The organism is Flavobacterium akiainvivens (genome assembly GCF_001278115.1).
Taxonomy (GTDB): Bacteria; Bacteroidota; Bacteroidia; order Flavobacteriales; family Flavobacteriaceae; genus Flavobacterium; species Flavobacterium akiainvivens.
In genome coordinates, this window is sequence record NZ_LIYD01000005.1 from 813,765 (window position 1) to 825,070 (window position 11,306).

The 11,306-nt window shown below is 39.4% G+C and carries 11 protein-coding genes; 4 read left to right on the top strand and 7 right to left on the bottom strand.

The features are described 5' to 3' along the window. The first annotated feature begins 89 nt into the window (after nucleotides 1–89). Nucleotides 90–2,009: a DUF294 nucleotidyltransferase-like domain-containing protein gene (locus tag AM279_RS03640; RefSeq protein WP_054406299.1), complete on the top strand. Its 1,920-nt coding sequence runs from the start codon at nucleotides 90–92 to the stop codon at nucleotides 2,007–2,009. A 2-nt stretch (nucleotides 2,010–2,011) separates the two neighbouring features. Further along, nucleotides 2,012–2,614: a 3'-5' exonuclease gene (locus AM279_RS03645; protein WP_054406300.1), complete on the top strand. Its 603-nt coding sequence runs from the start codon at nucleotides 2,012–2,014 to the stop codon at nucleotides 2,612–2,614. A gap of 2 nt (nucleotides 2,615–2,616) precedes the next feature. Here AM279_RS03645 and AM279_RS03650 read toward each other — a convergent pair whose 3' ends face one another. The 7 genes from AM279_RS03650 to AM279_RS03680 form a co-directional block, all read right to left on the bottom strand. Then, nucleotides 2,617–3,246, bottom strand: coding sequence for an archaemetzincin (locus AM279_RS03650; RefSeq protein ID WP_054406301.1), 630 nt, complete (start codon nucleotides 3,244–3,246; stop codon nucleotides 2,617–2,619). Further along, entirely contained in the window at nucleotides 3,243–4,286 is a 1,044-nt protein-coding gene (locus AM279_RS03655) for an o-succinylbenzoate synthase (RefSeq protein ID WP_054406302.1), read from the bottom strand. Before AM279_RS03655 ends, AM279_RS03650 begins: the two co-directional genes overlap by 4 nt. A 77-nt stretch (nucleotides 4,287–4,363) precedes the next feature. After that, the gene (locus AM279_RS03660) at nucleotides 4,364–5,038 is read right to left on the bottom strand and encodes a metal-dependent hydrolase (RefSeq protein ID WP_054406303.1); all 675 of its coding nucleotides are present in this window, start codon (nucleotides 5,036–5,038) and stop codon (nucleotides 4,364–4,366) included. Between the two features lie 80 nt (nucleotides 5,039–5,118). Further along, nucleotides 5,119–6,021 (bottom strand): 1,4-dihydroxy-2-naphthoate octaprenyltransferase, encoded by a 903-nt coding sequence (gene menA / locus AM279_RS03665; protein WP_054406304.1) that lies wholly within the window; start codon nucleotides 6,019–6,021, stop codon nucleotides 5,119–5,121. A 44-nt stretch (nucleotides 6,022–6,065) separates the two neighbouring features. Continuing rightward, nucleotides 6,066–7,559 (bottom strand): PH domain-containing protein, encoded by a 1,494-nt coding sequence (locus tag AM279_RS03670; protein WP_074961526.1) that lies wholly within the window; start codon nucleotides 7,557–7,559, stop codon nucleotides 6,066–6,068. Then, nucleotides 7,549–8,109: a PH domain-containing protein gene (locus AM279_RS03675; RefSeq protein ID WP_236688486.1), complete on the bottom strand. Its 561-nt coding sequence runs from the start codon at nucleotides 8,107–8,109 to the stop codon at nucleotides 7,549–7,551. Before AM279_RS03675 ends, AM279_RS03670 begins: the two co-directional genes overlap by 11 nt. Nucleotides 8,110–8,167: 58 nt before the next feature. Beyond that, entirely contained in the window at nucleotides 8,168–9,010 is an 843-nt protein-coding gene (locus AM279_RS03680) for a 1,4-dihydroxy-2-naphthoyl-CoA synthase (RefSeq protein WP_143090373.1), read from the bottom strand. 202 nt (nucleotides 9,011–9,212) lie between these two features. Here AM279_RS03680 and AM279_RS03685 point away from each other — a divergent pair, with 202 nt between their 5' ends. Beyond that, complete coding sequence (locus tag AM279_RS03685) at nucleotides 9,213–10,406, top strand: serine hydrolase domain-containing protein (RefSeq protein WP_054406306.1); 1,194 nt, start codon at nucleotides 9,213–9,215, stop codon at nucleotides 10,404–10,406. A gap of 248 nt (nucleotides 10,407–10,654) precedes the next feature. Then, a complete protein-coding gene (locus AM279_RS03690; RefSeq protein ID WP_054406307.1) occupies nucleotides 10,655–11,302 on the top strand; it encodes a class I SAM-dependent methyltransferase in 648 nt (215 codons plus the stop codon). The last annotated feature ends 4 nt before the right edge of the window (nucleotides 11,303–11,306 follow it).

An 11,306-nucleotide genomic window follows, 5' to 3' on the forward strand; every position in this document is an offset into this window, starting at 1 on the left:
AATATATATTATGTAAAATAATAAAAAAATTAAGCCCTATCTTTAACGGCATTTTTAAAAATAGTATTTTTAGCTAAAAATAATGCCTAATGAATAATCCTATAGCCCAAACTGTTGTAGATTTTCTTAAATATTATCCTCCGTTTGAAAGTCTTAGTAAAGAAGATTTACAACTTATAGCCATAAATACAAAAATTAAAAGCCTGGACAAAAATGAAATTTTGTTTAAAGGTGGCGATACAACACATACAGATTTTTATGTTATAAAAGCCGGCGCCATAGGTTTATCACTTACTTCAGATGCCGAAGAAATGCTTATTGATAAATGTGATGAAGGCGATATCCTTGGCTTGAGGCCATTTTTTGCTAAAAATGATTATTTGCTAACAGCTAAAGCCCGCGAAGAATCAATTATATATGCAATTCCTATTTTATTTTTCCAGCAATTTATAACTAAAAATGCTAAAGTACTTGAGTTTCTGCTCGAAAGCTTTGCATCACAAACCCGTAATCCACACGATAAAGAACGAAGCGGAAAACTTTTAGCAGAAAACACAATATTTAGTGACCAGGTAGCTGATATACAGTATTTTCAGCCAATAAAATACACACACAATCCTATAACTGCCAATCCTGAAGATTTACTTATGTTTATAGCTAAAACTATGACAAACAGCACTATTGGTAGCGTCATTATTCAAGAAAACCAGTTACCCATAGGCATTATTACTGACAGGGATTTAAGGTCTAAAATTGCAACAGGGCTTTTCCCTATTACGGCTGAAGCTAAGGAAATTATGACAACGCCCGTAATAACGGTTCCGGAAAATATATCTGTTGCTGAAGCACAAATGATTATGCTAAAGTATAACGTTGGCCATTTGTGCGTAACCCGCGATGGAACAGATAATTCAACCATAAGCGGCATTATATCTGAACATGATGTTGTGGCGGCACAAGCTAATACACCGGGCGTTTTATTAAAACAAACACGCAGGGCCACTAATAATAAAGAACTAAAATATGTTCGTGAAAAGCTTAGCGACCTCATACAAAATTCAATTGACAAAAACATACCTATCTCTCACATTTCTAATATTGTAGCAGAGATTAATATTGCCCTTACCAGGCGGGCTATAGAGCTTGCGGTAGAAAAAATAGGCACCCCCCCTCCTGTTCGTTTTGCATGGATAAATGTAGGAAGCCAGGGACGAAAAGAACAGCTCCTGAAAACAGACCAGGATAATGCACTCGTATTTGAAGATGTAGAACCTGCTCAATATGATGCTGTTAAGCGTTATTTTACTGAACTGGCTGAATTTGTTACTGATTCGCTAAACAAAGTAGGTTATGAATTTTCTCCGTATAATATTGTTGCACGTAATACGCAATGGTGTAAATCAGTGACCGACTGGATTAACCAGTATAATACGTGGATAAATGCACCTGCGGAAAAAGGTATTGAAATAAGTGCATTGTTTTTTGATTTTGATTTTATTTATGGCTACCCGGCTATAGAAGAAGCACTTACAGATAATATTAAGGTAAAAATTAATAAGAACAAAAAGTTTTTTGCCTACATGGCCTCAGATACTTTAAAAAACCTGCCTCCATTAGGGTTCTTCAGGCAATTTTTAGTAGAAAATGATGGCGAGCATAAAGATACGTTTGATATTAAACTACGCGCTTTAGAACCGCTTATTGATGCTGCAAGGGTTTTAATTTTAAGCCATGGTATAACAGATATTACCAATACATACCAAAGGTTTAAAAAACTGGCAGAACTGGAACAACAAAATGCCGATTTGTATGACGAATGTGCCGAAGCATTTAACCTATTACAACATTTCCGGACTGAAGAAGGGCTTAAAAATGACTCTAACGGCAGGTACATAAATCTTTCTGAACTATCTAAAACAGATAAGGTTAAGCTAAAAAATTGCTTTGAACCTATTGGCAATGTGCAGGATATTATTAAAAACCGTTTTTCATTAACATTTATTAGCTAATTATGGCATTTGATTGGATAACCGGAGGCAGCCTGCCACAATTCTGGAAAAACTACACCTCATTTTTTGAAGATGATAATAACGCGCTTCAAAAAAAATATGTTGTTTTTGATATGGATGCTACCGGCCTGGACTGGAAAGAAGATGTTATACTCTCTATAGTAGCATTGGGTGTTGATGGAGATGCTATAAATGTGGGAGAATTTATAGAGATTTATATTCAACAGGATAAATATACTTCTAACTCTATTGCCGCTCAAGGAATTGTGAATAATGGTGCTGAGAAAGTTGTGGAAGCCGAAGCCATGATCCAGTTTTTAAATTTTGCAAAAGACGCAGTGCTCGTTGGGCATAATGTAAACCTGGATATAGAAATGATAAACCAGGCACTTAAAAGACTGGGATTAGGCAGGTTAAAAAACCAGTTTATGGATACAAACGTATTGTATCAAAAATTAAAAGACTTACCAGATGGTACTAAAACCGGGCTTGACGAAATTTGTGATGCACTAAAAATTGATAAAAACGAGCGTAATACCATTTCAGGAAACACATACAGTACTGCGCTGGCATTCATAAAAATGAAGAAGAAACTGGATATTTAAATTTACAGGTTTAATTTATTTTTGCAGATAGCACATAGCCAGGGATTTGCATTGTCAACTGTTTTTATAGATTCAACCGCATCTGTCATAACACATTTTTTATCAGGGCAATGCGGCAGGCCGAAGTTGTGACCCAACTCGTGAATGGTTACTTTTTTAAACCGTCCAAATTGCTTGGCTTTATCAGGTGTTTTAAGCTGAAAATATGAAACTACAGCGCTATTGCCCGGGCAATAAGCAAGCCCCATTATACCAAAATCATTATAGCGCCACTCCGGTTTCCTGATTTGGCCTTTATCATCGTGTTTGGTTATAGATATATCTCTGTGGGTCAACCCCATAATATAATCAACATCTAAATTCATCCTTTTTTGAAAGGCTATCAGGCTATCTGCCCTGTAACGTGGTGATTTTATGTTGATGAAAGCAGTTTGGGGTAAAGCTTTGTCTTCTAATATACTGACCTTTACATTGTAGTACTTTTCAATCTCTGTTTCAATATTACTTACATAGTTACCATCCATACCCTTGTAAGGTAATAGCCCTACAACAATATCCTTGTCCGGGGAGGCGTATCGTTCCTCTTTGCAGCCAAATAGTAAAAATGCAAGTATTAAAACAATGTATTTCATAATCTTAACTGATTAATATTCCATTCAATACTTCTATCATAACAAAGCTGGCCATTTTTAACAACCAAAGGGCTTTCAAAATTATTTGTATATAAAGCACCGGTGCCCAGCCCCTGCGGCATTGGGTTGTTTAAAGTATACGTCCATTGGGCAATGGCATTCAGACCAATATTACTCTCAAGGGCAGAAGTTACCCACCAGCCTATGTCGTGTTTTTCAGCCAGTTCTATCCACTCCCCGCTCCCTTTAAAACCGCCTACCAAACTTGGCTTTAAGATTATAAACTGCGGTTTAATTTTTTGAAGTAAGGCTTCCTTTTCCTCATATTTAAAAACACCTATAAGTTCTTCATCAAGCGCTATAGGCAGTGGTGTTTTATTGCACAATTCCTGCATTGCATCCTCTTGATGTTGCTTTATAGGCTGCTCAATGCTATGTAATTGATATTTTGACAATTGATGTAATTTATCTAAAGCATCTGATTGACTAAAAGCCCCGTTAGCGTCTACTCTTATTTCAATTTGCTCAGCAGTAAAATGGTTACATATAAATTCTAATAAAGTTAATTCTTTATCAAAATCTATAGCCCCTATTTTAAGTTTAATACAGTTAAATCCAGAGGCGAGCTTCTCCTCTACTTGTTGCTTCATATAAGCCTCATCCCCCATCCACACCAGCCCGTTTATGGGTATATTTTTTGTTCCGGTTGTAAATTCAGAGGGAAATAAATCAAACGGTGTTTCCGCCGCTAACGACCTGAATGCGGTTTCTAAACCAAACTGGATAGATGGAAATTCAACCAATTCCTGCCAAAGCTTTTCTTCGCCTAAGTGAATATTCTGGCAGGCCCAGGCAAGCCTTTCTTCATAATCAGGACGGTCGTCAATACTCAGTCCGCGCAAAATACCACACTCACCTATCCCCTTTTTGCCGCCATCTTCAAGTATTATAAACCAGGTTTCCTTTTGGGTCATAATTCCTCTTGATGTACCGCTGGGGCGCTTAAAATCAAGTACGTATCTTAAATAACTTGCCGTCATGAAATTACTTTAAAACAGAATTCCACCAATTTACACAATTAATGTTATGTAAATCAGTGGAATTACCAATTTGAAATTTATAATTCAATAGAATCTCCTATTTCCAAAAGGGTGATATTTTTCCCTTTATCAGTAAAAAGTTTTTTAGTGGCTTCATGGTCAATTTTAATGTAGCCAAACGTATCATAATGATAGCCAAGTACATTATTACACTCTACAAAATCTGAAGCTATAACCGCATCTTCAGCATCCATGGTAAAGTTTGAACCTATTGGTAGTATAGCAAGGTCAAGCCTTGTGCGTAGTGGGATAAGCTTCATATCATAAGTAAGCGCTGTATCGCCGGCAACATAAATGTTCTTGTCGGCTTCAATTACAAAACCTCCCTGGTTACCACCATACGTTCCATCAGGAAACTGGCTCGAGTGTATGGCGTTTACATACTTAACTCTACCAAAATCAAACTGCCAGCTACCGCCATGGTTCATAGGGTGTGCATTAAAGCCTTTATTAGAGTAGTATGTTGCAATCTCAGCATTACTCACAATAGTTGCGCCTGTATTTTTGGCGATGGCCTCAACATCAAGCACGTGGTCGCCATGGGCGTGAGTGAGTAGTATATAGTCGGCTTTTAATTCATTAATATCAATATGGCTGGCCAGCTCGTTAGCTGTAATAAAAGGGTCTACAATAATGTGTTTGCCATTGGTTTCTATACCCAGGCTGGCGTGTCCGTAAAATGTAATCTTCATAATTTGAACGTTTATTCGGTTATGTGGTTATTCGGTTATTTGATAAGATATATCTTAAAACCGAAATTTGAAATTATTAATTATAACTGCATGGCAACGCATAGCAGTACAGACAGGAAGAACGTACCCAAAGCTACTTTTTTAAGCTCAGGGTCAAGCTCTCGGGGTACTGTGTTTTTAACTACTGTTTTAATGTGAATTAAGAATGGTATATACGCCAGTGTAAAAATGTACTGTACCGGCCTGAAATGGTTTAGTAGTGCAAATGCTAAAGTCAAACTTAAAGCAGTAATAATAACCGCATAATGATAGACTTTGGCAACTTTGGCACCCATTTTTACTACAAGGGTATTTTTGCCGCTCATAGCATCGCTAACCTGGTCGCGCATATTGTTAAGGTTAAGTACTGCAACACTAAGTAAGCCAACCGATACAGCAGGTAGTATAACCAGGCTATCAACCTTTTGGGCAAAAAGGAAGTAACACCCTATAACGCTTACAAGACCAAAGAATATAAACACAAACAGGTCTCCCAGACCCCTGTAGCCGTAAGCAGAACTGCCCACAGTATACTTAATAGCAGCAGAAATTGCAGCTAACCCTAAAAAGAAAAAGAATACCGAGTAGGCAAAGTTTTCTTTACCAAACGACAGGTAAATAAGTATAACAGCTGCCGCAAGTGTTAGCAATGAGGTAATAATAATACCCTTTTTCATGGCCTGGACACTTATAGCCCCGCTTTGTATGGCACGTTGCGGGCCAATGCGGTGCTCATTATCAGTGCCTTTCACACCATCACCATAGTCATTAGCGAAATTAGAAAGTATTTGTAGGCCAAGGGTGGTTACAAGTGCAAGGCTAAACACCCCCCAGTTTATAAACCCTTGTGAATAAGCATAAAAACTCCCTACCAATATTCCTGAAACTGATAATGGAAGCGTTCTTAATCGTGCAGCCTCAAGCCACGCTTTTGTATTTGACATTTTAATCTTTAAATTTTAAATCCTTCAATTTTTAAATCTATTGCCTACATCCAGTGCTGCTTAGCTGTTTCAACCTGGTATAACCAATAGTTTACATATTTCTTTAAACGGGTGTAATTAGCTACACCATAGGCCATTTCGCCACCGGCGGTATATATTTTAACGGCAGCTACATCGGCGCCTTTTTGCCAGAAATACTGTGTAACCTTTACCGTATGTATTTTATGCGGGGCAACAAACTCATTCTGAATATCCCAGGCACCGCTTTGTTTTATAATAAAGTCGTTATTAACATACAGCCTGTAATTGCGGTATCCAAAAAACACAAGTAGGCTTACTATAACAGCATAAAATACAGCAAAATAGATATAATCATACGCCTCTGCCCATAAGGCACAAACCGTAAAATAAATCCCTAACGGAATCACCAGCGCCTTAAAGCAATTAAGCACCAGCTTCCTGAAGTTTGGTTTAAGTTCTTCCCCCCTTTCCGGATTCTTTTCTAATAAAAACTGTAACAACTGCTGCTTTTCCTGCTCATCAACACCCGGTATTTCAAGGGCATGTTTCTTTTTTTCGGCAGAAACCTCAATATCAGTAGCCTGCCTTATTTTGAGGTCGTTAATGTCCATTTTTTTCTGGAAGTAATTCCGGCTGACCGACACCATTTGTACCTTTTGGGGCTTAATGATAGTATTTCGGGTATTGATTAACCCGTAAGATAGTAATAGCGAGTTGTTTTGCTTGGTAATCCTGAAATTAAAGTAGCGTATAATTGTTCTGAACAGGTTGATTACCACTACTAAAAACATAATAAACAGCAGTACAAAAGCCATGAATTTTACAACAATTTCTTCAAAATCGTTGTAAACATCGCCATCATAATCAGTATATCTAAAATAATCGTCAACATACTGAAGCATAGATATAAAGAATGCCAACAGTACACCAAAACTACGAATGTAATTGGAGGTAATACCCGTTTTAAAAAGGCTCATCAGGCTTATTTCTATAAACGGATGCTGTGGCTGTTCTAAAGGCCTCTCGACATTTTCTTCATTCTCACCAACAGATGCCCGGGCTTCTTCAAGCAATAATTCTTTTAATGAAAGTGCCTGCCTGTGGCTAATGGCTTTAATTTTAACCTCAGTTTTATTACTGCCGGCTGTATCTACCTCAAGGCCATGTACTTTAATAATTTTTTGAAGCAGCGATTGCGTAATGTTTACATTCTGGATTTTATCGGCCGGTATGGCTATACGGGTCTTGTTTATGATGCCTTTTCTGAGTATAAACTCATCATTATCAGTATCAAAATAGAATGTAAAGTTACGGTATTGCAGGTAACCCACTATAAGCGATATAATAAGTATGGCAACAAATGCAAGGGCAAGATACAGCTTAGGTATGCGGCCCTGTACTATCCATAACAGGAATAACGGCAGCCAGGCCCTTATACTGGTTTGCAGGGCATCTGTGCCCATAACCACAATACCTAAAAGAGATTGCCGCTGCGGGCTGCTAAAATCATTCTTCATTAAGCTGTTCTTTCTCTTCTTGCTTTTGTTCCTGATCTGTTATTTTGCCCACTAACAGCTGTTTAATAGCCTCGGCGTGTTCTTTTTCAACACCGGGTATCTTAAGGTCGCTGCTTACGCCGCCTGCTGTAAATATATTTATTGTGGCAAGGCCGAATATCCTTGAAACCCAGCCCTCATGCAATTCTACGTGCTGCACCCTGTTATAGGGAATTATAGTGGTTGTTATTGCAATGGCACCGCTGCGATAAATAACATCGTGTGTGCGGAAAGCAAAACCCCTGTTCCTGTAGCTAACAACCTGAATGGTAATAGTTAACAAAAGGATCAGAATATAACCAATAGTAATATACCCCTTGTAGTTAACCGTTTCTTCAACAAAATACATAGCAAGGCCAGCCAATATGGCCACTACGCCAAATACAATAGCAATATTAATCCATATAATTTTTATGTAGGATTGATGCAATGGCGATAACTCAACCTCTTCAAATCGTGGCAGTTGGGTAGTATCTATTGTATTGTTCGTAAAATCTTGCATATTGTTCATGGCTCAGTGTTTAGTGTTCATATTCAACATGAACACTAAACAATAAACAAATTAACAGTTACGGTATCCACTTGATATCCCTGAAGTTAGGCTTCCTTTTTTCAAGGAAAGCATCACGTCCCTCTTTGGCTTCTTCGGTCATATAGGTAAGGCGTGTGGCTTCCCCGGCAAATACCTGTTGGCCTACCATACCATCATCTGTAAGGTTAAAGGCAAATTTAAGCATCTTGATAGATGTAGGCGATTTACCCAGTATTTCCTGGGCCCATTCGTATGCTGTGTCTTCAAGGTCGGCGTGCGGCACAACCGCATTTACCATACCCATTTCATAAGCCTCCTGGGCGTTGTAATTCCTGCCAAGGAAGAAAATCTCGCGGGCACGCTTCTGCCCCACCATCTTAGCCAGGTAAGCCGAACCATAACCGCCGTCAAAACTGGTAACATCGGCATCCGTCTGCTTAAATATAGCGTGCTCTTTACTGGCAAGGGTTAGGTCACACACCACATGAAGGCTATGCCCGCCGCCTACTGCCCATCCGGGTACAACCGCAATAACCACCTTTGGCATAAAGCGTATAAGGCGCTGAACTTCAAGTATATTTAATCTGTGATAACCATCGTCTCCCACATAACCCTGCTGGCCGCGTGCCTTTTGGTCGCCGCCGCTGCAAAAGCTGTATACACCATCGCGGCTTGAAGGGCCTTCAGCGCTAAGCAGCACCACACCTATTGAGGTATCTTCACGGGCATCAAGAAACGCCTCAAACAGCTCAGCCGTAGTCCTCGGGCGGAACGCATTGCGCACATCGGGCCTGTTAAAGGCTATACGTGCCACGCCGTTACATTTTTTATAGGTTATATCTTCAAACTCCTTTACGGTTTTCCAGTGTATTTTATCCATTTTACGAAAAATTTAGCGTAAAAATAGGCATTTTTAGCCATTTCAGCTTTCAAAAATTATAGGGAATACTAAAAATACTGTCTTTCAAAAAATTAGGGATTCTAAAATGTTAAAATCTACATTTTAACTGTTAACCTATCATCAAATTTGTTTTAAAAATGATGTGTTTGGTTATATTTGCCTTTTTACGATTACCTTATTCATGAGATTTTTAAGACTTACACCCTATATACTCCCCCTGCTGCTGGCTTCATGTAAAAACGAAGATAAAACCCTGGCAGACAACATTAAACCCGCTGAAAAAGATACAGTACTACACATTACACCGCTTGAAATTAAACTCAAAAGCCCATCTAAACAGTACATTAACAGCAAACACAACCAAATTGAAGCCTTCTACAACAAAATATGGCCTAAAAACGACCTAAGTGGCGGATTTTTAGTGGCTAAGAACGGCAAGATACTGTACGAAAACTACGGCGGCTATGCCAATCGCAGTACCAAGGAGGAAATAACAAAAGACACACCCCTACACCTGGCATCTGTTAGTAAAGTGCTTACTGCAGCGCTGGTTCTCAAGCTAATAGACCTTAATAAACTGGGGCTCGACCAACGCATACAAACCATTTTACCCGAGTTCCCCTACCCGGAAATCACGGTTAAAATGCTGCTTAACCACCGCAGCGGCCTGCCCAACTATGCCTATTTTGCTGACCATAAGGAGTATTGGGACCGCAGTATGATGACCAACCAGGATGTGCTTAACCTCCTGGCTAAGTTTAAGTTTGACCTTTACTTTAAGCCCGATAAGAAATTTGGCTACTGCAACACCAATTACGCCATGTTAGCCCTTGTAATTGAGAAGGTTACGAAGATGAATTACCGCGATGCCATGAAAAAGGTAATCTTCGAGCCGCTGGGCATGAAAAACACCTTTGTGTTTGATTATGAGAAAGATAGAGACAAAGTATCGCTATCCTACAAGGGCAATAATGTGCTGTATGGCTTTGATTTCCTGGACAATATCTATGGCGACAAGAATATTTACTCCACACCACGTGATTTACTTAAGTTTGACCTCGCTACCTACTCCCCTAACTTCCTGAACCCTAAGCTTGTAAAGCAGGTATTCCAGGGGTATAGCTATGAGCATAAGGGCGAAAAGAACTACGGCCTGGGCATACGCCTGCACGAATGGGTTACCGGCGAAAAACTCTTTTACCACAACGGCTGGTGGCATGGAAACACTACATCTTACGTTACGTTAAAGAATGATACTGTGGCACTTATAGCGCTGTCTAACAAGTTTTCTTACAAACCATACAGGATTTGGAAGCTTGCTCCCAAGTTTGGAAAGTACCCGGTTGAACCCGATAAGGCAGACGACGCTGAGTAGGATTTCCCGACTCAGTAAAATCTTACATTTTAACAAAATATTAACGCTAATTTTTCACTTTCGGAACTTGGAATTGAATTTTTAGGCGTCAGACTTTTTAGGTTCTTCAACTGAACCAAAAATATCGAAAAGTAAAATCAGGATTGCATAATTTTTTAAAGAGGCAAAATTGTAATTTAGGCCAACCGTTTTTTCGGCTTTGGACTTTTGACATTCGACTTTAATTTTTTTTACTTCTTACTTAAATTATGCTTTCCGAAACCCAACTTAAAGAACTTGCTGCCCAGCTCCAAAAACCAAACGGCGAAAATGCCATTGAGGTGGCTAATGGTATGCAGGCTACCAATGCTAATATTATTGCCAGGGCAATTGCTGCTATCAACCCGCAACCCGGCGACCAAATCCTTGAAATAGGCCCCGGCAATGCAGGCCATATTACCACCCTGCCCCAAACGGCACATTACACCGGCCTGGATATTTCGCCCGAAATGGTAGCGCTGGCACAGCAAACTTTTAGTAGCCGACCCAATACAGTTTTTGAGTTGGGTAACGGCACTACCCTGCCCTTTGCTAACGGGGCGTTTGATAAAGTATTCTCAGTAAATACACTATATTTTTGGAAAGACCCGGCAGCCTATGCCACAGAAATTGCCCGTACCCTCAAACCCGGCGGGCTGCTCTGCCTCGGGTTTATACCACAAAGCACCATGCAGCATATACCCTTTGCCAAATACGGCTTTACCCATTACAGCCAGGAACAGGCCGCTAAACTGTTAGAAAGCGCCAGTTTTAGAACTGAGGCTATTGACACCACTACCGAAACCATTATGGGAAATGCAGGAAAGGAAATTACCCGCGAAATAACCATATTAACCGCTAAATCAGATAGCAGGTAGCAGT

Bases quoted from the DNA above. Each gene is read 5' to 3' on its own strand.
- AM279_RS03640 (WP_054406299.1), top strand. From the start codon at position 90: ATGAATAATCCTATAGCCCAAACTGTTGTAGATTTTCTTAAATATTAT.
- AM279_RS03645 (WP_054406300.1), top strand. From the start codon at position 2,012: ATGGCATTTGATTGGATAACCGGAGGCAGCCTGCCACAATTCTGGAAA.
- AM279_RS03650 (WP_054406301.1), bottom strand. From the start codon at position 3,246: ATGAAATACATTGTTTTAATACTTGCATTTTTACTATTTGGCTGCAAA.
- AM279_RS03655 (WP_054406302.1), bottom strand. From the start codon at position 4,286: ATGACGGCAAGTTATTTAAGATACGTACTTGATTTTAAGCGCCCCAGC.
- AM279_RS03660 (WP_054406303.1), bottom strand. From the start codon at position 5,038: ATGAAGATTACATTTTACGGACACGCCAGCCTGGGTATAGAAACCAAT.
- menA (WP_054406304.1), bottom strand. From the start codon at position 6,021: ATGTCAAATACAAAAGCGTGGCTTGAGGCTGCACGATTAAGAACGCTT.
- AM279_RS03670 (WP_074961526.1), bottom strand. From the start codon at position 7,559: ATGAAGAATGATTTTAGCAGCCCGCAGCGGCAATCTCTTTTAGGTATT.
- AM279_RS03675 (WP_236688486.1), bottom strand. From the start codon at position 8,109: ATGAACAATATGCAAGATTTTACGAACAATACAATAGATACTACCCAA.
- AM279_RS03680 (WP_143090373.1), bottom strand. From the start codon at position 9,010: ATGGATAAAATACACTGGAAAACCGTAAAGGAGTTTGAAGATATAACC.
- AM279_RS03685 (WP_054406306.1), top strand. From the start codon at position 9,213: ATGAGATTTTTAAGACTTACACCCTATATACTCCCCCTGCTGCTGGCT.
- AM279_RS03690 (WP_054406307.1), top strand. From the start codon at position 10,655: ATGCTTTCCGAAACCCAACTTAAAGAACTTGCTGCCCAGCTCCAAAAA.